At 35.0% G+C, this 22,635-nt stretch carries 18 protein-coding genes; 14 read left to right on the forward strand and 4 right to left on the reverse strand.

What is annotated here, in order from left to right:
* The first annotated feature begins 2 nt into the window (after window positions 1-2).
* The 4 genes from HNS38_RS12185 to nhaD all read left to right on the forward strand — a co-directional run bounded on the left by HNS38_RS12185 (window position 3) and on the right by nhaD (window position 3,747).
* Window positions 3-392, forward strand: a complete 390-nt coding sequence (locus tag HNS38_RS12185; protein WP_172281880.1) for a hypothetical protein — start codon at window positions 3-5, stop codon at window positions 390-392.
* 85 nt (window positions 393-477) lie between these two features.
* Window positions 478-1,554 carry an endonuclease gene (locus tag HNS38_RS12190; protein WP_172346544.1) on the forward strand — a complete coding sequence of 359 codons (1,077 nt, stop codon included), beginning with the start codon at window positions 478-480 and terminating at the stop codon, window positions 1,552-1,554.
* Window positions 1,555-1,578: 24 nt separating this feature from the next.
* Window positions 1,579-2,148 (forward strand): 1-acyl-sn-glycerol-3-phosphate acyltransferase, encoded by a 570-nt coding sequence (locus tag HNS38_RS12195; RefSeq protein WP_172281877.1) that lies wholly within the window; start codon window positions 1,579-1,581, stop codon window positions 2,146-2,148.
* A gap of 204 nt (window positions 2,149-2,352) precedes the next feature.
* On the forward strand, window positions 2,353-3,747 hold the full coding sequence (nhaD, locus tag HNS38_RS12200) for a sodium:proton antiporter NhaD (RefSeq protein WP_172281875.1): 1,395 nt from the start codon (window positions 2,353-2,355) through the stop codon (window positions 3,745-3,747).
* Between the two features lie 572 nt (window positions 3,748-4,319).
* On the opposite strand, the gene hutI is transcribed toward nhaD, so the two are convergent.
* A complete protein-coding gene (gene hutI, locus HNS38_RS12205) occupies window positions 4,320-5,561 on the reverse strand; it encodes an imidazolonepropionase (RefSeq protein WP_172346553.1) in 1,242 nt (413 codons plus the stop codon).
* A gap of 656 nt (window positions 5,562-6,217) precedes the next feature.
* Here hutI and ettA point away from each other — a divergent pair.
* The 3 genes from ettA to HNS38_RS12225 all read left to right on the forward strand — a co-directional run bounded on the left by ettA (window position 6,218) and on the right by HNS38_RS12225 (window position 10,730).
* The gene (gene ettA / locus HNS38_RS12210) at window positions 6,218-7,909 is read left to right on the forward strand and encodes an energy-dependent translational throttle protein EttA (protein ID WP_172346545.1); all 1,692 of its coding nucleotides are present in this window, start codon (window positions 6,218-6,220) and stop codon (window positions 7,907-7,909) included.
* Window positions 7,910-7,944: 35 nt separating this feature from the next.
* Entirely contained in the window at window positions 7,945-9,198 is a 1,254-nt protein-coding gene (locus HNS38_RS12215) for a sugar MFS transporter (RefSeq protein ID WP_172281871.1), read from the forward strand.
* A 512-nt stretch (window positions 9,199-9,710) separates the two neighbouring features.
* A complete protein-coding gene (locus tag HNS38_RS12225; protein WP_172346547.1) occupies window positions 9,711-10,730 on the forward strand; it encodes a hypothetical protein in 1,020 nt (339 codons plus the stop codon).
* A gap of 258 nt (window positions 10,731-10,988) precedes the next feature.
* Here the strand turns inward: HNS38_RS12225 and HNS38_RS12230 are convergent, their stop codons facing one another.
* Both HNS38_RS12230 and tgt read right to left on the reverse strand, forming a co-directional pair.
* Window positions 10,989-12,071: an LptF/LptG family permease gene (locus HNS38_RS12230; RefSeq protein WP_172281868.1), complete on the reverse strand. Its 1,083-nt coding sequence runs from the start codon at window positions 12,069-12,071 to the stop codon at window positions 10,989-10,991.
* 3 nt (window positions 12,072-12,074) lie between these two features.
* Complete coding sequence (gene tgt, locus HNS38_RS12235; RefSeq protein ID WP_172346548.1) at window positions 12,075-13,205, reverse strand: tRNA guanosine(34) transglycosylase Tgt; 1,131 nt, start codon at window positions 13,203-13,205, stop codon at window positions 12,075-12,077.
* A 200-nt stretch (window positions 13,206-13,405) separates the two neighbouring features.
* On the opposite strand from tgt, the gene HNS38_RS12240 reads away from it, so the two are divergent.
* The 7 genes from HNS38_RS12240 (at window position 13,406) to HNS38_RS12270 (ending at window position 21,270) form a co-directional block, all read left to right on the forward strand.
* Entirely contained in the window at window positions 13,406-14,527 is a 1,122-nt protein-coding gene (locus HNS38_RS12240) for a glycosyltransferase (RefSeq protein WP_172281865.1), read from the forward strand.
* A complete protein-coding gene (locus tag HNS38_RS12245; RefSeq protein WP_172346549.1) occupies window positions 14,518-15,126 on the forward strand; it encodes an RNA polymerase sigma factor in 609 nt (202 codons plus the stop codon). Before HNS38_RS12240 ends, HNS38_RS12245 begins: the two co-directional genes overlap by 10 nt.
* A 124-nt stretch (window positions 15,127-15,250) precedes the next feature.
* A complete protein-coding gene (locus HNS38_RS12250) occupies window positions 15,251-15,826 on the forward strand; it encodes a DUF4136 domain-containing protein (protein ID WP_172281862.1) in 576 nt (191 codons plus the stop codon).
* A 5-nt stretch (window positions 15,827-15,831) separates the two neighbouring features.
* Window positions 15,832-16,965, forward strand: a complete 1,134-nt coding sequence (locus HNS38_RS12255; protein ID WP_172281860.1) for a response regulator — start codon at window positions 15,832-15,834, stop codon at window positions 16,963-16,965.
* Between the two features lie 171 nt (window positions 16,966-17,136).
* A complete protein-coding gene (locus HNS38_RS12260) occupies window positions 17,137-17,940 on the forward strand; it encodes an MBL fold metallo-hydrolase (RefSeq protein WP_172281859.1) in 804 nt (267 codons plus the stop codon).
* 4 nt (window positions 17,941-17,944) lie between these two features.
* Window positions 17,945-20,017, forward strand: a complete 2,073-nt coding sequence (locus tag HNS38_RS12265) for a response regulator (protein WP_172346550.1) — start codon at window positions 17,945-17,947, stop codon at window positions 20,015-20,017.
* A gap of 194 nt (window positions 20,018-20,211) precedes the next feature.
* Entirely contained in the window at window positions 20,212-21,270 is a 1,059-nt protein-coding gene (locus HNS38_RS12270) for a DUF4421 family protein (protein WP_172346551.1), read from the forward strand.
* 330 nt (window positions 21,271-21,600) lie between these two features.
* Here the strand turns inward: HNS38_RS12270 and HNS38_RS12275 are convergent.
* Window positions 21,601-22,635, reverse strand: a 1,035-nt coding sequence (locus HNS38_RS12275) for a T9SS type A sorting domain-containing protein (protein ID WP_172346552.1), incomplete at its 5' end; no start/stop codon positions are given.

Consider the following 22,635-nt stretch of genomic DNA (forward strand, 5'->3'; position numbering starts at 1 on the left):
ACATGAGAAGAATAACAATATTTATAAGCACCTTAATTTTAATGGTTTTTATTCAATCCTGCGATGAAAAAGAAGATATCAACGGCCAATGGAAGTTGATGCAAGTTGAAACCAATGATGGAATTTTAATCCCTCAAGTAGATTTTCTTGTTCAAGTTGAAGATCGAAAAATCAGTTTCAACCTCGATGTAAACTCATGCTTCACAGAAATAGAAATCAGAAACGATAGTATCATCTATCAGTTTGCAGCTTGTAGCAAAATGTGTTGTGATGGAAATACAGACCCCATTGGTGGATTCCTGAACTATTCAGGAGCTTATTCCTTTATTAATGACACTTTGATTATCACAAATGAAAACAAATATTTCCTGGTAAAAGCAGCTAAAGAATAAAGTAAATCAAGGCTCTATATATATTTGTTTTTATCAAATAATTGCTTCACTTTTGCTCTCAATAATATAAGCACAAAACAATAATATGCGTAATTTACTAATACTTTTAAGCGGTTTCATACTAATATTTACTTCATGTAAAAACTCTCCAATCACTGAGTCTCAAAACACCGCAGAGCCTTTTACCATCGTCTTTTATAATGTAGAAAACTTGTTTGACACCATTGACGCACCAGACAAATGGGATGAGGAATTTACTCCAGGTTCAGAGAAGAATTGGGATACTAAAAAGTATTTCAAGAAATTATCTAACCTGGCGGATGTTTTTGATAGTATTGGAACTAAAGGTTTACCCGCCATTATTGGCCTAGAAGAAGTTGAGAACAGAGCTGTTTTAGAAGATTTAGTAAAACAAGAAAAACTAGCTGAAGCCCATTATGAAATTATACATTACGAATCTCCTGATTTCAGGGGCATTGATAATGCATTGCTTTATAACCCCCAAATTTTCACAGTGCTTCACCAAGAAGCCATTCCAGTAAGTATGCCCGAAGAGATTGCTTATCGTAAGAATCAAAAAATGACTAGCCGAGATATTCTTTATGTGAAAGGATTGATTAATAAGAAAGATACACTTCATGTTTTAGTAAACCACTGGACAAGCATGTATTATGGAGAGGAAGAAACCATACCGCATAGAGCATATTGCGCATCAGTATTACGAGATAAGATCAACTTCATTTTTGCACAAAATAGAGAAGCAAACATTATTGCAGGCGGTGATTTTAATGAAGATAATTTTGGCCCTGCTGTAAACAACGTACTTAAAGCAGATACCGTTTTAAAACAGTTCGAGCTAGGTCAACTATATAGTCTGACCAACTATCTCAATACTGTTAAAGGCAAAGGAACCTATAGTTATAAAGGAGAATGGGGTATTTTAGACCATATCATTGTTAGTGGTAGCCTCCTCCAAACCAATAATTCTCTATTTACTCACAAAGATGCTATTGATGCTTTCGATTCTGATTTGGTATTGAATTATTATAATAATAAATATGGCAAAGGAAATCGCCCGAATCGAACTTATGCTGGCAATAGATATTTTGGTGGCTATAGTGATCATCTAGCAACTTATATTGAATTTAATAGTTTACCTTAGTCAGCTAAATAAAAGTAAGTATAAATGGGAATAAACAGCAAAATATCAGGATTGGTTCTCAAACTTTGGGGATGGAAAGTTAAAGGCAAAAGACCTGATCTAAAAAAATTTGTTTTTATTGCCGCTCCTCACACCTCCAATTGGGATTTTCCTATTGGCCGCTTATCAACTTCAGTAATGGGTATCGATAACAAGGTACTTATGAAGAAATCATGGTTTTTCTTTCCTCTAGGATATATATTTCGTTGGCTAGGTGCCATGCCTATAGATAGAAGCAAATCGGGAACTGTAATAGACCACATCCTTGGATTATTTGAGGAAAATGATGAATTTGTTTTTGCCATCACCCCCGAAGGAACACGTTCTTATGTGGAATTTTGGAAAACGGGGTTCTACACTATTGCATTACGAGCCAATGTACCTTTGGTTTTAGGTTACCTAGATTTTGTAAAGAAAGAAACTGGAGTTGGCCCCACAATATACTTAAGTGGTAATAAAGATGCAGACTTCGAAAAAATCATGCAATTTTACAGAACCATTGGAGCCAAATACCCCGAAAAGTTCAATCAAAACCCAAGTCTAGGACGTTCTTAAATACCTATCTTAGCATAATATTGCCCCTCTCAACTAATACCAGCCGAATTTACAAATCAATTATTTGTAAATCAACCGTATACCCTTCCTTTTAGCCAATTTAGACCTCATATAAATTGCAAAATAATGCCTAAAAAACTAGTCAAGCATCGTAATCATTTTTTACATTTGCGCAAAATCAAAAAAAACTAAACAACAAAAATCATGTTTATATTAATGGTTATCATTTTTGTTCTAGGATATGCAGCAATTGCACTAGAACATCCCTTAAAAATTGATAAAGCGGCTTCGGCTTTATTAATTGGAGTTTTAACATGGACTGTTTATGTTCTTAATGGCCATAGCATTCTTAGTCTAGGTTATAGTACATCTTGGAACGACTTAATCGCTGGTTCACATGGGGCAAGTCACGATACTTTTCATTTCATCAAGCACGAATTGGAACATCACTTAGTTGAGATTGCTGAAATCTTATTTTTCCTTTTAGGCGCAATGACTATTGTTGAGGTTGTTGACCGTCATGGAGGATTCAGAATCATTACTGACAAAATCAAGACATTAAACAAAGTGAAGCTTTTATGGATATTCTCTATCCTTACTTTCTTCATGTCTGCTGCTCTTGATAACTTAACCACAACAATTGTAATGTTGGCCTTAATTAGAAAAATCATGGCTGAGAAAGAAGACAAATGGTTCTTCGCTTCTATGGTTGTATTAGCTTCTAACGCAGGTGGTGCTTGGTCTCCTATTGGTGATGTTACCACCATTATGCTTTGGATTGGTGAGCAAATTACAGCTCAAAGAATTATTATTGACACCATCCTCCCTTCATTTGTAACTATGGTTGTTCCTGTGATCATCATGAGTTTCTTTATGAAAGGTGAAGTAAAAGCTGCAGAAGCTGTAGTAGATGATGAAGATAATGGTGAATCTATCACCTCTGGACAAAGAAATTTCATCTTTGGTTTAGGTGTTGCTTCTTTATTATTTGTTCCTGTTTTCAAAACAGTAACTCACCTTCCTCCTTATATGGGAATGCTATTAGGTTTAGGGAATATGTGGTTGGCAACTGAAATAATCCTTAAGCATAAATCAGCTGCTTTCAAGAAAAAATATAATGTAATTGGAATCATTAAACATGTTGATGTGGCTACAGTATTCTTCTTTATGGGAATCCTTACTGCAGTTGCTTCTTTACAGTCAGCAGGTCACCTTGCTATTTTAGCAGGATATCTAGATACTAACATCCACAATATTTATGGTATTAATTTAGCTATTGGAGTTCTTTCTGCGATTGTAGATAATGTTCCATTGGTAGCTGGTTCTATGGGAATGTATGATGTATTTACTCCGGAGATGGTTCAAGCTGCTGCTGACCAAGCCTATGCTGCTGAATTTATGCAAGATGGTAACTTCTGGAAATTCTTAGCGTTTTGTGCTGGTACAGGTGGATCAATATTAATTATTGGTTCTGCTGCTGGTGTAGCTGCCATGGGAATTGAAAAAATTGACTTTATCTGGTATTTCAAAAAGATTAGTATTCTTGCTTTCATTGGATATTTATCAGGTGCTTTCACCTATTGGTTAATGTTCGCATAATAAAATCAATATATATTATTGAGGCTCTCTTATTATAAGGGAGCCTTTTTTTTGTGCTAAAAACTAAAAGTTAACAGTTAAAAACTAATAGTTTGTAGGCTGTTTTCGTGAGAGGAAATACAATCTAAAATCAAGTTAATTGCGAACAATATCTCCTAACGAGTCATGTTTAACTATTAATTGTTACTTGTTACTTTTCACTATTCACTGTTTCTATTAACTTAATCTCTTTAGAATTCAAGGAAAAAATAATCCTTTACACTTAGAAAAGGGATCAAAGCCCCAAAGGGGATTGAGGCCCTGATATCCGGAAAATAAACCAAGGACGCTATCCCCTCATTCTTCTGGGCTACCATCCTTTACATTACCCTAAGGAATCAAAGTCTTAAGTATAGTGAGAGGATTAACAGGGTAATTTAAATTTAGATGCTGATTCTAGAAAATAAAAAAAAAGGATACTATCCCATTTTACTTCAGGGATAACATCCTCTATATCTTACTAGTAACCAAAAACTAATCATTGTTAACTTTTCACTATTAACTGTTAGTTCTTAACTATTAACTATCTTCTTTTATTTCCAAACCTCTCCATTCAAAATCACTCTATCTACTTTGTTATCGCCAAAAGAATAGGGCATATACTCATAGCTAGGAATTTCCTTTGTGATAAAGAAGCTGGCTCGTTTACCTCTACAAATACTTCCCATTTCTTTACTTAAATCCATAGCATAAGCTGTATTGATAGTTGTTGCATTAATAACCTCCTCTGGTGTCATTCTATAAAGAATAGATCCCATGGCCATAATCAATTGCATATTTCCAGAAGGAGCAGAACCTGGATTAAAATCAGAAGCCAAAGCAACTGGCAAACCAGCATCCATCATTTCTCTAGCAGGAGCATAAGCCATATTTAAAAAGAAGGCAGCACCTGGTAAAATAGTAGGCATGGTTTTCGAAGCTAAAAGGCTAGCGATTTCGTCTTTACCTGTAAACTCTAAATGGTCAACAGAAAGGGCTTTATGTTTCACTCCAACTTGAATACCACCAGAATAATCTAATTCATTGGCATGAATTTTTGGCTTTAAGCCATACTTAGCAGCAGCTTCTAAAATTCTATCGGTATCTTCAACAGTGAAAAATCCTTTGTCACAAAAGACATCAATATAATCAGCTAAATTTTCTTCGGCTACTTTTGGAAGCATCTCGTTAATAACAATATCTACATATTTTTCTTGCTGTCCTTTATACTCTAATGGAATAGAATGAGCACCCAAGAAAGTGGATTTTATTTGTAAAGGAGATAATTCTTTAAGTCTTTTAATGACTCTCAACATTTTCAACTCCGATTCAGTGTTTAATCCATAGCCTGACTTAATTTCAACGGCAGCAGTTCCATATTCTGCAATGGTATTCAATCTCACCAAAGCTTGTTCCACTAAAAAATCCTCACTGGCCTCAGCCATCTTTTTAGCTGAATTTAAAATCCCTCCTCCTCTTTCTGCTATTTCTTCATAGGACAATCCTTTTATCTTGTCTATATACTCTATCTCTCTATTGGCAGCATAAACCAAATGGGTATGGCTGTCTACAAAACCAGGAAACACCATTCTTCCATTGGCATTAATTTCCTCGTCAGCACTAATATCAGTAGGGATATCATCCATGCTACCAAAATCTGCAATTCTATCGCCTTCAGTTAAAAGCCAAGCATTTTTAATGGTTTTTATTTTGCTCATATCAGCCCCAGCCACCCAGCTTTGAGGAGTTTCTTCTACTTGAACCAATTCTTTGATATTGCGGATAAGGATAGACATTTTATTGTATGTTTTTGTGAATTGCAAAATTAAGAAATATATATCTATGCTTGGAGGTCTTTGTCTTCCATATTTTACTGAAATTTTGAAAGTAGTACTTGAAGTGCCTAGAGTTCGTAGAGTGCCTAAAGTACTTAGAGTGATAAGGGTATTTAATATGGATAGTTCAAAGGCTAAGTAATCATTAGCCATGTAATTATTCATTTTCTAAAAGTCACCCAGTACCCAGTCCCCAGTACCCAGTCCCCAGTACCCAGTACCCAGCACCCGTCATCTATTCCTTAATTAACACTCTTTAAGTATTTTAGGTGTTTCCACCTAGGGGAGCCTACCAGATGAACAGGTTATCTAACTGACTATATTTTAATGTTTTAGATAGCATCTTTGTCATATCTTCTTTTGGAGAGAAGATTAAGAATTAGGAGCTACTTTTTCCTCATAATTTTGATGATAAATAAGCAACTCAAATAACTTTAATTACTAAAAGTGCTCCTATTTCTTTTTTCCTTTTACATTTCCTCAAACAGCTTTTTTTCTTTACTTTGCCAAGGATTAGCAAGCGGCATTATTTGTGATTATTATTCATATCATAAAAGCCTCTATGCTTCTGTTCATAGGTGTTATGAACATAAACACTCTTTTAAATTCAAGAAAAAATGGCACAAGATCCTTCAGAAGACAAGAAGATTATATTCTCAATGGAAGGGGTTTCCAAGAAATTTGGCCCCAGCAAGCAAGTATTAAAAAACATTTACCTTTCTTTTTATTATGGAGCTAAGATTGGTGTCATCGGACTCAATGGTTCCGGAAAATCCTCACTCCTCAATATTATCTCAGGTAAAGATCAAGCTTTTGATGGTCATGTAGTATTCTCTCCTGGGTTTTCAGTAGGAATGTTAGATCAAGAACCTCATCTAGATGAAACCAAAACGGTAAAAGAAATCGTAGAGGAGGGTGTTCAGGAAGTAGTGAACGTATTGAAAGAATACGAAGAAGTGAACAATAAGTTTGCTGAGCCCATGTCGGATGACGAGATGAATAAGTTAATTGAGCTTCAAGGCGAATTAACAGAAAAACTTGATCATTTGGATGCATGGGAACTCGATAGCAAATTAGAACGTGCAATGGATGCACTCCGCTGTCCTCCAAGCGAAACACCAGTTCCGCATTTAAGTGGAGGAGAAAGACGTAGAGTAGCCCTTTGTCGCCTTCTATTACAAGAACCAGATGTATTATTACTCGATGAGCCTACCAACCACTTGGATGCTGAATCTATTCAGTGGTTAGAGATATTCCTTCAGCAATACAAAGGAACGGTAATCGCAGTAACTCACGATAGATATTTCCTCGATAACGCCGCAGGATGGATTTTAGAACTCGACCGTGGCGAAGGAATTCCTTGGAAAGGAAATTATAGCAGCTGGCTAGATCAAAAATCGAAAAGATTAGCACAAGAAGAAAAAACAGCCAGTAAAAGAAGAAAAACTCTAGAGCGAGAGCTGGAATGGGTAAAAATGGCTCCCAAAGCTCGTCATGCCAAATCTAAAGCTCGTTTGAACGCGTACGAATCCTTATTGAGTGAAGATGTGAAAGAAACTGACGAGAAGTTAGAAATTTTTATTCCTAATGGACCTCGTTTGGGATCTCAGGTAATTGAAGCCGTGAATGTTTCTAAAGGCTTTGATGAGAAATTGCTTTATGAAGATTTAAACTTTGTGCTTCCTCCAAATGGTATTGTTGGAATTATTGGTCCTAATGGTGCTGGTAAAACCACTTTATTCCGTTTGATTATGGAAATGGACACCGCAGATAAAGGGGATTTTATTGTTGGGCCCACCGTAAAAGTAGGTTATGTGGATCAAGCTCATGCTGATATTGACCCAGAGAAAACAGTTTGGGAAGTGATTACTGAAGGAAATGAAAACATTCAACTTGGAAATCGTACCATGAACTCCAGAGCTTATGTTTCTCGTTTTAATTTTAGTGGGGGCGACCAGCAAAAGAAGGCAGGAGTGCTTTCAGGTGGAGAAAGAAACCGTATGCATTTAGCCTTAACACTAAAGCAAGAAGCCAATGTTTTGCTGCTGGATGAGCCTACCAACGATATTGATGTCAATACACTAAGAGCTCTTGAAGAAGGTTTAGAAAGTTTTGCAGGCTGTGCGGTCATCATCTCTCACGATAGATGGTTCCTAGATAGAGTTGCTACTCATATTTTAGCTTTTGAAGGTGATAGTCAAGTCTATTGGTTCGAAGGTTCCTATTCTGAATACGAAGCCAACCGTAAGAAGCGTTTAGGTGATGAAGGGCCAAAACGTATCAAATTCAAGAAACTAAAAGCAGATTAATACAAACACAATCCATTAATCAAAACGAATAAATCATGAATCAACAAAGCAAAACAGGGCCATTAATTATTATAGGTTCCTTATTTTTTATTTTGGGTTTCATTACCTGGCTTAATGGAATATTAATCCCATATTTAAAAACAGCTTGTGAGCTAACTGATTTTCAGGCATTATTTGTAGCATTTGCATTTTACATTAGCTATACGGTGATGGCTTTACCTGCTTCATGGATACTTAAAAAAACTGGTTTTAAGAACGGAATGTCTATTGGTCTTTGGGTGATGGCTGTTGGAGCTTTGGTATTTATCCCTGCTGCTGCTACTCGTATATACTCCTTCTTCCTTGTTGGGCTTTTTATACTTGGAACTGGGATGTCTATTTTACAAACAGCAGTAAATCCATACATTACCATCCTCGGACCTATTGAGTCTGCCGCTAAAAGAATCAGTATGATGGGAATAGCCAACAAACTTGCAGGAGCAATAGCTCCACTAGTATTGGCTTATTTCGTAGTTCAACAAGGCGATGATGAAGCCATTAAAAACTTGGTCAATTTAAGTGCAGAAGATAAATCGATTTTCTTAGATGGCTTAGCCGCAAGAGTAGTGAATCCATATATCGTCATGGCTATAGTACTTTTTATAGTTGGTTTAGGTTTGAAATTCTCTAATCTTCCAGAAGTAGATTCAGAAGGAAATGATGACATCAATGATTCTACACAAGAAGATAAATCAAGTGTATTTGCTTATCCATATTTAGTTTTAGGCGTATTTACTTTATTCTTTTATGTAGGGGCAGAAGTTATTGCAGGTGATACCATCATTCAGTATGGTAAGTCACTGGGAATATCCATGGAATCTGCTAAAATGTTCACCACCTACACCATGGTTTCCATGCTAGTGGGTTATGTTTTGGGGATTTTATTTATTCCAAAATACATCTCTCAGCATAGAGCTTTACAAGCATCCGCAGTCTTAGGAATTGTATTTACAACTGTGGCTCTATTCACCGATGGTTTTGTTTCGGTACTCTTTATTGCCCTATTAGGATTTGCCAATGCTTTGGTATGGCCAGCCATTTGGCCTCTTGCTATTAAAGGATTAGGAAGGCATATTAAAACAGGTTCTGCCATGTTGATTATGGCCATTTCTGGAGGAGCGATTCTACCATTAGCCTGGGGTAAGATGAGCGATTTATATGGTAGTCAAACAGCCTATTTCGTTATGATACCTTGCTATTTGGTTATCTTGTTTTTCTCTACTTATGGGTATAAGATTAAGAAGTGGTAGTTAAAGAAGACCGAAGTTGGAAGCTTGAAGCTTGAAGCTTGAAGCAAATACGCTAAGGCATATCAATTCTTAAATAGAAAATACAGAGGAGTCCTTGAATAAAGGGCTCCTTTTTATTTAGGTCATATTTCCTGATTAAAAAAATCCATTGGATATTATTCATCTATTCAACTCAAATAAAATGAGAAATGTTATTTCAATATTATTCATCTACTACAGATTGATAATCTGAATATTACAGAATTTTTTGAAAATATTAAAACAGTAGACTTTTTTACTTTTGTCCTTATAAACGCAAACCAATAGGAATATGATAGGAGAAGCCACAGTTATGGCATCAAACATAACGGATAGAGGTTCTTTTACATCCAAATCAAAAATGTTCGGTAGTTTAGGTTCCGAAATTGAATTGGAAATTTCTGTAAACCACGTTAAACACAATAGTATATAAATGCCTCATTCACTCTTAAAACCATCAAAGAAAATCAATCGCTAATCAAAAATCAAAAACTATGAAATTGAAAACCTTAATTCTGTGTTTCTTAATTGGAGCAATGGGTTTATTAAGTACTGTAAGCAGTGCTGCAATGGTAACAAATCCTCAAAATGAAATAGAAAAGGTAAGTGAAGACCTTGAAAACACCGTGAAAGAAAGCAAAAGTGAACAAGCACGAGAAAAAACTACAGACTGGTTTTCACTTGTTATTGCTCTTGCCTATTTTCTGGGAGTTTTCATTCTACTTCCACTAGTGATTTATACCAATATGAATGAAAAAATCTTTATTGCTACTGAAAGCCATAAAATAGAGCTTGTTGATGGTCTGGACGAGAAGCAACGCAACGAAAAAGCAGTTGAAATATTAGAAGGGATAGAGGCTCAGATGAGCAATATTACCGATGATGAAGGTAACGAATTCGTCACAATTACCAGTGGGAAACAAGCTGTTCATACTAAGATGGGTCTTGACTATATTAATAAAAGATTAGATCCTAGTGATGAAGATATAAAAAACAGGGTTACTGAATTTACAGAAGTCTATAATGATAGAACTAAACGTGTTTTTACCGGATCGAAGTGGATCATAGGATGTGCAATTGGTATTGTCGTTTTATTAGGCATTATAGATATAAGCTTAATATTCAGCTTCTTTATCCTATTACACCTTTTAGGATTAGTTTTCTATTATTTATCTAGTAAAACGCCTCTTTATGCATTAGAAAAAAGATTAAAAACTTTCGGCACTTTAAAACTAGGTGTTGTTGGTGGAATATTAACTGGATTATTTGCTGGTTTTGCGGCAAAAGAATATGTAAGTATCAATGGTGGATCATGGCAACGAGATTATGAAGGAGAATTCAATTCTTCCATGGTTTTAGTTTTAATAATTGCAGTTGTTGCTATGTTTATAGCCTTTATGGTTGCCCTTTTCGGCATCATAAATTTCCTCATTAACTATTCTACTTCATTTCTTTCTCCATTGAAGAAAGAAGATAAATGGTATGCAGAAAATATGCTTAAAACTGATATCTAAATGTGAAAATATGGAGGAGCCTTTTTAAACAAGGGCTCCTTTTTCAGTTCAACTCCGCTCTATTTAGAGTCTGTCGATAAAGTCGAATGTATATACTATAAAGTTCAAATTACTCACAAATAGTATAATATATTTTGTGTTCGTGAGCTCCGTTCAATCGGTTCTAGGCGTGTGAAAAATTCAAACCGTAGAATACTGGTGTAATTGAGGATTTGGATTTTGAGCAACAACGATGATGCTGGGCTTTATAGACGAGCACTATTTAGGAGCATTCCTAACCAAATAGAAAGCAATAAAAGAGAAAACTATATTGGGAATCCAAGCAGCCAAAATGGGAGATAATCCTCCATAAACCGCAAAAACAGTAGCAAATTGCATAAAGAGGATATAGATAAAGGTGAGGGCAATTCCTAAGCCTAAATGCATTCCCATTCCTCCTCTTACTTTTCTAGATGATAGCGAAACACCAATTAAAGTCAGAATAAGCGCTGCAAATGGATAAGCCGTTCGCTTTTGCTGTTCTACTTCGTATTGAATGACATTTCCGGCGCCTTTCATCTTTTGATCTTTGATAAACTTATTGATTTCAAAAAAGTCCATCACTTCATAATCCTCTTTAATCAGTATCAAATCTTTGGGTATCAAAGCCAAGGTGGTATCCATTTCGGAGCCTTTTGTTAACACCTCCTTCAAGCCATCTATCTCTCTAATATAAAAGTCCTTGATTTTCCAATTGTTATTTACTGTATCATAAATAGCTTTTCCACTATTGAGCTTATATATCAAGCTTCCGTCATCATCAAATTGCTCCAAAGAAAATTTCATAGCAGACAGTGTTCTTTCATCGTAGCGCTCCACATAAACAAAGTTATTCCGGGAAATCTGAAAATGAATATTTTGTCCCCTATCCATCTTCAAGTTAGAAATATACTTCTGCTTAAACTCTCGCATCTTAACATTGGTGTGAGGAATTACAAAATTACCCAACACAAAAGACATGAGTGCTAAAAAAGTAGCGGCAATCATATAGGGTCTCAGTAATCGTCTAAAACTAACCCCACTACTGAGGATGGCAATAATTTCGGTATTGGTTGCCAATTTGGAAGTAAAGAAGATAACGGAGATAAAAACAAAGAGGTAACTAAAAAGATTGATAAAGTATGGGAGAAAATTTAAGTAATACGAGAAAATAATCTCATATAATGGAGCTTTATTCTCCAACAAATCCTGAATCTTTTCCGATAAATCAAAAACAATAATCACCCCTGCCAAAAGTGTAATGGCATAGAAAAAAGTTCCTAAAAACTTCTTGATGATATATCTATCAATCTTTTTGAGCATATATTATAGTCTATTCTGTAATTTTGGAACCATCATATTTTTCCATGAGGCAAAATCACCTGCTAAGATATGCTTTCTAGCTTCGCCTACCAACCATAAATAAAAACGAAGATTATGCAGACTTGCAGCCATAGGACCTAGAGTTTCTTTGGCCACAAATAGATGACGGATATAGGCTTTGGAATAAATACTGTCTACAAAAGAGAATCCATTTGGATCGATAGGGCTAAAATCTTTTTCCCATTTCTTATTTTTAATATTGATGATTCCTTCACTGGTAAACAACATTCCATTTCTTCCATTACGAGTAGGCATCACACAATCAAACATATCTATTCCTAAAGCAATTCCCTCTAAAATATTCACTGGTGTTCCTACACCCATTAAATAACGTGGCTTATCTTTTGGTAAGATATCACAAACCTCTTCAGCCATTTCATACATCATCTCAGCTGGCTCACCAACGGATAATCCACCAATTGCATTTCCTTCGGCTCCTACATTAGCAATATACTCTGCCGACCGTTTCCTCAAATCACTATAAGTACTTCCTTGCACAATAGGGAATAAGGCTTGTTTATGCCCATACTTTCCTTCTGTATTTTTGAATTGATTCACACACCTGTCCAACCAACGATGTGTCATTTCCATAGAATTCTTAGCATAATCATAATCGCAAGGATAAGGTGTACACTCATCAAAAGCCATCATGATATCGGCACCAATACTCCTTTCAATGTCCATGACTCTTTCCGGAGTAAACATGTGTCTTGAACCATCTATATGAGATTGAAAAAGAACACCCTCCTCAGTCAACTTACGAGTACCAGCTAAACTATAAACTTGATATCCACCACTATCTGTCAATATTGGTCTATCCCAACCATTGAATTTATGCAATCCTCCGGCTGCTTCCATTATTTCCATACCAGGACGAAGATAAAGGTGATAAGTATTCCCTAATATGATTTGGGCATTGGTATCTTCCTTTACATCACGTATATGCACTGCTTTTACCGCACCAGCAGTACCGACAGGCATAAAGATAGGAGTTTGTATTTTTCCATGATCGGTTGTAATCTCACCCGCTCTTGCTTTACTTTTATCGTCTAATTTATCAATCCGAAAATCCATGCTATTCTAGTTTTTTGCAAAGATAGAAAATGCCTTATTGTCTGCTATTTTTGTAAGTTATTAATTGTTAAGGAATTCAAGAAAAAGCTGTTCTGTCTTGCATTCATTTTTATCAACAAATGGTCTTTAGTAAATAAGCAAGGGCCGAAAAAATACAGTCCATGCCTTTTGTACTTTCGTTTCTTGTAAATAAAGCATAAATGATCAATTTCTACGATATAAACATTATTATTTTCGGTGTTTTTGCATTGGCCTTTTTGATACAGATGATCTATATCTGGTTCATTTTTGGGCGTTTGGCTTTTTATAAACCAAACATAGATAAGCGAATTGAAAAACCTGTTTCGGTGGTTATTACTGCTAGAGATGATTATTTCTTTCTACAAAAACATCTACCCAGTATTTTAACACAAGACTATCCTGAATATGAAGTAGTAGTGGTAAATGACCGCTCCGATGATGAAACCATGGCCTTACTAGACAGATTGAATAATCAGTATGACCATTTGAAAGTGGTGAATATGAATCATAGTGTGAGTTTTTACCCTGGCAAGAAATTCCCACTTTCTATTGGAATCAAATCGGCCAAACATGAAATATTACTTCTAACCGATTCCGACTGTCAAGTAAATAGCAAAGACTGGATAAGGAATATGCAAATGGGATTTGATGAACAAACTCAAATCATTTTAGGATATGGTCCTTACCAACCCAAAAAAGGAATTCTTAATTCACTTATCAGATATTATAGTTATTTCACAGCCTTACAATATCTTTCCTTTGCTTTAGCAAAGATGCCATATATGGGTGTAGGTAGAAATTTGGCATATACAAAATCCCTTTTTTTTAAGAATAATGGATTTATCTCACATTATAGGGTCGCTTCTGGTGACGATGATTTATTCGTGAACGAAACTGCAAAAAAGAATAATGTAAAAATTTGTATTAATCCAGATAGCTTCACCTACAGTGTACCTAAAACGACTTTTGGTCAATGGATCAAACAAAAGAAAAGACATTTGTCAGCGGGTAAATTATACAAAAAAAGACATCAATTTGTATTGAGTTTATACCCATTCAGCTTGCTCTTATTCTATTCTCTATTTGCTTTCCAGATGTATACTGGATTCCTATTTTACTATGTATTAGGCATTTTGGCTGTTCGTTTAATCAGTTTCATGGTGATTCAGAAAACTAGTATGAATAAGCTCAACGAAAAGAAATTATTTTTAACTTCGCCAATATTAGAACTGTTTATCTTTTTACTCAATAGTTTATTGGTAATGAGTAACACCATCTACACTAAAAACAAATGGAAGTAAACAATAAGCTGACTCATAAAGCTCAACGAGACTACGAATTAGTTTTAAAGGCCCTAAAAGGTAATCAAGATGCTTATGCAGAATTGATGAAAAATTATAGGGATAGCCTTTACTTCATGCTCCTAAAAATGACTAATAATGCCACCGATGCTGAAGATTTAACCATTGAAGCCTTTGGAAAAGCATTTAAAAATATCAAATCCTATTCACCCAAATATGCTTTTAGCACCTGGCTTTTTAAAATAGCAACCAATAATGCTATTGATTTTATTAGAAAGAAAAAGCAACGCACACTAAGCATCGACAAACCATACTCCAATAGTGAGGAAGGGCCTGATATGTCACAAAATATTGAATCTGGAGGATTAGACCCAGAGGAAGCTTTCATTAGACAGCAAAAAATTCAGTTGATGAGAGGAATAGTAGACAAGTTGAAGCCGCACTATAAAACACTTGTTGAACTCAGGTATTTCAAAGAATATTCCTATGAAGAAATTGCTGAAGAACTAGAGCTCCCATTAGGAACAGTTAAAGCCCAATTGTTTAGAGCTCGTGAGTTTCTCTATAATGTTTTGAAAGAATCTAAAGACAAAATTTAGAACCAAATTTCACGAATTATCCTAATATTCCTTTTTCATTTTTTTTAATATTAATTGAAAATATTTGATTTTCTTTGTATAAACAAGTATCTTTAAAATTATAAAACGATTTAAAATATCCATTATGAATAAACTTTTCCCTTTACTTATCATACTTGCATTGGCTCTCACCTCTTGTAATACTGTAAAAACTACCGTTGACTATGATCCGCAAGCTGATTTTAGCGTATACAAAACATTTTCTTATGTACCATGGAACAAACAAAGTGATGAGATTTTAAGTGAGCGCGATAAAAAAAGATTTAGAGCTGCTTGCACAGCTCAATTAGAAAAAATAGGTTATGTAAAAGGTGAAGGAAAAACAGATTTAGTCGTCAATCTATTTTTAATAATTGATGAAAAAACTGGAACTGCTACTTTTAATGACTTCTACTCTTCTGGTGGCCCAACTGTAGGATATTATTATGGCCCTTGGGGATATAATAGCCCAGGTGGAGTTTCTGTTGTTGGAACCATGCATAGTTACGATTATGAAGAAGGAACATTAATAGTTGACCTTTTGGATGTGAAGAAAAAACAATTGGCTTGGCAAGGTATTGCTAAAAAGACTTTAAAGTCTCATAAAAAAGGTGACGGTGAGGCCATAAATGTAGTTATGGAAAAACTTTTTAAAGGTTTCCCCCTTCAAGCCTCAAAATAAACCCAATGGAACTCAGCGAAAGACCACGTGTATTAATAGTTGATGATGACAAGCAAAACCTTTTAGTAACTGCTGAAGCACTCAAACATCTAGGAGCTGATATTGATATCACAACCAAAGCAAAAGAAGCCATTTACTGGATTAATAGTAAAAATTATGCACTATTGATTTTTGATGTGCAAATGCCTGAAATGGATGGTTTTCAGTTGGCAGAAATAATACAAAGTGGTTATCGAAATAGCAAAACCCCAATCATCTTTATCAGTGGGGTATACTTTGATGAGTTCAGTATTTTCAAAGGATACAGGAAGGGTGGTGTAGACTATATGACAAAACCACTTAATATGGAAATCCTTCAATCTAAAGTCCTTATATTTTTAGAGATTGAACAATCTCGACGAGATCTGGAAATAGAGAAGACTAAATCCTTAAAAGCCCTAGAAGATAAGATCCTTGCTGTTGGAACGGTAAGTCATGAAATACGAAATCCGCTTGGCGTCATAGCTAGTATTGCAGACTTAATGCGTGACGATATTAAAGATCCTGAACTATTAACCTACCTGAATATACTAAGTTCCTCCACCGATCACATGTCCCGTTTGCTGAATGACTTAGTTGATTATTCAAAAATAGAAATGGGCCAGATAGAACTTGACCGCTCTCATTTTAATCTGAAGAAAGAGCTGGAACTAATGATCAAGTCTTTCGAACTTCAGAATACAGGAAATAAAAATAGTTTCTTTTTAAATATTGACGATAATATCCCAGTGCAATTATCTGGGGATATTACACGCTATAAGCAAATTCTATATAATTTAGTTGGGAATGCTAACAAGTTCACCAAAGGCGGTGAGGTTAAACTTAATGTCATCATTGAGAATAAAAGCGAAAACCATTTATTCATAAGCACTCAGGTTTGCGATAACGGAATTGGAATGAATGAGGAAGAGCAAAAAGACATTTTTAAACCATTCTCACAAAGCAACCAAACTATCACTAGAAGGTTTGGTGGCAGTGGCCTAGGCTTGAGCATTTCGAAAAGATTAAGCCAAATTATGGGTGGTGATATCGAGTTAAAAAGCGAAAAAGGAGTGGGTTCTTGTTTTACTTTTACTACTCGTTTCCGTCTCTGCAAATAGTATCCAAAGCCGTTTGTCTAGAATTAAACACCTAATTATCAAACCCTTAAACACTAGGCTAATTTTTAAAGCTCCTCTATCTTTCTATAAAATACCATAGTTTATTATATTTTCCGATTGTATTATTACCTATTTTTTCTTATATTTGGTAGTGAACAATCTTTTAAAACTATGGAAAACCAGATTAATTTAGGCGAATTAAATATCCCTATCGACCAGCTGACCGGCAAACCTTGCCCTGTCTTTATTAATGATGCCCAACACGCTATCTATTGGCTTGGAATACCAGAGGATACAGCATTTAGATGTAACACCTATCTCATAGTAAGCGGTGAAGAAGCTATTCTATTCGATCCTGGGAGCAGAGCCTATTTTGATTTTGTGAGAAAAAGAGTAGAAGAAGTTATTCCTTTAGAACAGCTCAAAGGTATTGTATTATGTCATCAAGATCCTGATGTGGCTGGCTCCATGGTTGACTGGCTAACTCTAATACCAGAACTAAAAATAATCACCTCCGACCGCACTCAAGTTTTAATACCTCATTATGGGGTTGAAGATTACCAATTCTATAGTATTGGTGAAGATAATGATTTCAAATATCAATTTTCAAATGGTAGAATTTTAGAGTTTATTGAGGCTCCATTTTTACATTTCCCTGGTGCCTTTACCACCTTAGACCGAGAGAGCCATTTTTTGTTGAGTGGTGATATTTGGGCGGCTCTAGATATCAATTGGAATCTGGTAGTTGATGATTTTGAAGACCATCAAATGAAATTAGATTTATTCCATTTGGATTATATGGCCTCTAATGTAGCAGCAAAAGGCTTTGCCTTGAAAATTCAAGACCAAAAAATAAATTGCATTTTACCACAACATGGAAGTATTATCCCAAAAGAATACGTAATTGATGCCATTAAATATTTAGAAGATTTAAAATGTGGATTAGATATTGTATATCCCGAACTCAGTCATTAGAATTATGGAAACAGCCGACGAATTTCAAAAGAGAATAAAAAGCCTTGAAAAAGAAAACGCTTTTCTCAAGCAAGCCATGAAACAATGGAAAACCATTGAAAAGTTATACAAAACTTCAGCTGGCAAACTAAAAGAGAGTGAAAAGCGAATTCGTAATATTATTGAGAATACTCCTATTGGAATGTCAGTCTCAGATGAAAATGCTGTATTTGAATATGTAAACCCTGCCTTTTGTGAGCTCATGAATTGTTCTTTATTCGATCTCAAAGGTCAAAATATATGGGGCATTTTCCATAAAAGTGATCTGGAACAAATCCAACAGGATTATTACGATTTATATAGAGGAAAAAATGACATCAGAAGAGATTGGCAATTAATATCAAAAGATAAAGAAGACAAATATGTTTTAGCAGATACCTCCTTATTAACCGGAGAGGATGGCAAACCTAAAATACTTACTTTTATTACCGATATAACTGAACGTAAGAAACTGATGAATGAGTTGGTAGAGGCCAAAGAGAAAGCCATTTTAGCCAATAAAACTAAAAGTGCTTTTCTGGCCAATATGAGTCATGAAATCAGAACACCCATGAATGGTATTATGGGAATGACAGAAATATTAAAGCAAACTACACTCGACAAGGAGCAGGTTGAATATTTAGATGTTATTAATACTTCAGCTAATAATCTATTAAGTATCATTAATGATATTCTAGATTTCTCGAAAATAGAAGCCGGGAAAATTGAATTAGAACAAACCCCAATTAATATCGATGAGGTAGTCAGTGAAATTGCCGATTTATTGGTGTTTAAAGCAGACCATAAAAAGATAGAGCTCATCACTTATACCAAAATAGATGTGAAACATCAATTATTAGGGGATCCCGTTCGTTTAAAACAAATCATGATCAACTTTGCCAATAATGCCATTAAATTTACACCAGAAGGTGGCGAAGTATTAATTTCTGCAGAGGTCACAGAAGTGATTTATGATGAAGTGGAAATCCTCTTTAAAATCCAAGATACAGGTGTTGGTATTTCAAAGGAAGGAATGAATAAACTATTCAAACCATTTAGCCAGGTAGACGCCTCTACCACACGAAAGTTTGGAGGGACTGGCCTTGGATTGATTATTGCAAAAAGACTCGCAAATCAAATGAAAGGCGATGTGTCAGTTGAAAGTGAAGTAGGAGAAGGTTCTACCTTTAGCTTTACCGCTAAGTTGAAAATGGACATGAATAAGACCTATCAAGAACCAGAAATAGAACTGGCCGGTTTAAAAGCACTTATTCTAGATGATAATGTCACCAACGTAAAAATCTTAGAGAAGTATCTAGGTTTCTGGGGATGCAAGAGCGACTCCGCATATTCTGCCTATGAAGCCTTTAAACTTTTAGAGGAGTCTTATGATAACCATCAACCCTACGATTTTGTACTTTCAGACTATATGATGCCAGATATAGATGGTTTTGGATTTGCAAAAATGGTAAGAAAGAGTCCAAAAACTAAAAATGCAGTGATGGTACTCTTATCATCTATGACACAACTTAGCTTGAAAAAGGAATTCCAGATAGCAGGATTTCAGGCTTATCTCTATAAGCCCATTAAACTCGAGCAACTCAAGAGGACATTAATGCATGTATTATTTAGCGAGGAATTGGTAGAGCAAAAAGAAAAAAATACTAGTCAGGATAAATATAAAATTCCTCCTCTAAAAATCTTATTGGCGGAGGATAATTTAATTAATCAGAAAGTTGCCATCACTGTACTTCAGAAATTAGGACACCACGTGGAAATAGCCGAAAATGGCTTACAAGCGGTTCAGAAATTTGAGCAAAACAAGTATCACATCATCCTAATGGATATGCAAATGCCAGAGATGGATGGACTAGAAGCCACTCGAATCATTAGAGAATATGAGAATGAGAAAGGTCTGAAAGCCATTCCAATCATCAGTATGACTGCTAATGCCATGAAAGCAGATATGGACAGAAGCATGGATGCCGGCATGAATGATTTCATTAGCAAACCTTTTAAACAAGAACAGCTTTTAGAAACTTTGAGTAAATTTGTATAGGATAAAAATTGGCAATACAAAACGAGCTAAACAAGCCTTCCTACTCTATAAGAACAGAGTATCACTCCCTCAACAGAACACAAAAGTTAGTGAAAAGCACTTTTTATTTCTCATTATTTTCAAGTGAAATATGTTTATAAAACTATTTTTCTTCTATCGATAATAAAAAGACTTATATCTAGTTTTACCAAATAATGCATCCGCTAAATAAACATATATATTTTATTCTTCTTGTATTCCTGTCATGGAGTTCATGGGCTATTGAAATAGACACTAATTTCAAGTTAAAACCATTAAAATATGACACTAATTATATTGAAAGCAGAAGTGATCATATTCATTTAGCTCCAATTGCTGTAAGTCAGCAAACGGGAATCGATTTAGTAAACACCAAAACAGATTATCGTTATCGTTTTGTTTCAAATACACCTTTGCGCTTTGGATTAGGTTTTGATTACGAATGGCTGGCATTGGAAATAACTTATGCCATCCCCGGACTTGAGCTAAATAACAAAGACAAAGGTGATTCTGAAACATTTGCTATTAAGCTAGGTATCTCCGGTAGAAAGCTTCGTGCCAATGCTTATTACAGAGGGACAAAAGGATTTACTCACCAGAATGTAGAAGGATTATATCCCGACTGGTTCTTAAATGAAGAATACTATCCATACCTTAAGAATTTAAGAAACAGGACATTAAACCTAAGCGTATATTACACATTTAATCATAAAAAATATTCCAATAAAGCGGCACTGCGCCCAATAGAACAGCAATTAAAAAGTGCTGGCTCTCCTGTCATTGGTATTTTGGCCACCATGGAGGGAATATACTCTCCAACACCCATCATTAAAATAGATAGTTTACAAAATTCCTATCTCAATTTTAAAAAAGCTGAATATCTAAAAATAGGGTTGAATGCTGGCTATATGTATACTTTTAGTATTAAGAAGAAATACTATATCCATGCTGCATTAATTCCTGGCTTACTGTATAGTTATGGAGATATACTTTTACATAATGAGAATGAGGTTCGCTTTTCCAATAGTCTAGGAGGCTCTATTTATACTAGAATAACAGCAGGGTATAATGGAAAACGTTTTTATGGAGGAGTGTTCGCTGTAGCCGATATTTATGCCAGTGACCTCTTCGCTGATAGGTACGCAACTACTTCTTATACATATCTTAAAATCTTTGTTGGTTACCGCTTCCCTATTAAAAAAAGGAATTGGATGAAGTATGTGTTTTTAGATTAGCTACTAAGTAACAAATTAATATCTAATTTCAATTATTGATTAGCTAAAAGATAAAGATTGTCATCAGGAATTTAAAGGACTTCCACTCCGAAATTTTACATTAGGAATAGTAAAATTAAATAATCAGATTTTGCCCTTAATTTTGTCTTTCAGTGCACAAGTTCTGAGTTTTTTTTAATGGCTGCTAATCAGCTCACTATGCTCAAAACATTGGTTCCTTTGATTAGTTTAGAGATAAAAGAAAGACATTAGAAACAATTTTACAGAGCACTATTCAAAAAAAAGCGAGCTTTAAATGAATAAAGCTCGCTTCATATTGTTTATTAAAAATTATTGAATAATAATTTTTTGCATTCTTATTTCAGTACCATTATCTAGCTTCAAGAAATATATTCCTGTTACCAAACCATCAAATTTCATAACCGGTTCATGATGATTGGCAATAAATACTTCCCCATTATGTATTTCATTACCAGAAATATCTAATAATTGATATTTATAGCTACCATCAAGTGTTGTAGATAGAACTTTGAATGTTCCATTACTAGGATTAGGGTAAGTCATATCTTTACTGTCAGGTTCTGAAATTGATATTGCAAAATAACTAGTCCAGCTTCCTTCATCGGAAGTAATTTCCAAGGTAAACATGACATCTTTCGCTGGACAATTAGGCGATATTACAAAATCATATGAATAATTACTCCATTCGGTCTCTAGTGCATCAATATCTCCATAATTTTCGTTAATGTCCACTAATTGAATATGTGGATCATCACAAGAAAGTACTGCAGAAACATTATTGGCCATTCCGTTGCCTTCGTTGTAAATTCTCACTGGTAGCTGTACAGATTCTCCAGATTCAGGAATACCATCTCCATCACTTTCATCAGAATCAGTATCATCTATTTCATGATCAAAATAAACAAGTTCTGGCATAAGTAAACTGTTGTCAGGGAAAATTTCAAGAGAGAAGAAGTCTATCCATGTTCCTTCATCTGAATTCATTTCAATAGCAAACTCTACAAAGCGCGCTTGAGTGATACCAGGTGCAATATCGAAGTTGAAATTATAGTCAGACCACTTATCGTTACTAGGGCTTATTGGAGGATAGTATTCGAAATCATCTGTAATTGTAATAGATGGGTCTGTGGTAGAAATAGTAGCAGATACACCATTGGCTTTAGCAACACCAGAATTTAATATTTCTATAGGCATTCTGATGGATTCGCCACCTTCTGGGAGGTCATCATCGTCTTCACCTGCTTGAACATAATAATGAGATTGGTACACTAAATTCGGTAAAGGAGTTTCATTATCAGGATAAATGGTTACGATAAAAGTATCAGTCCAAGTGCCTTCATTAGA

Origin of the sequence: Lentimicrobium sp. L6, from assembly GCF_013166655.1 — a bacterium.
Taxonomy (GTDB): Bacteria; Bacteroidota; Bacteroidia; order Bacteroidales; family UBA12170; genus UBA12170.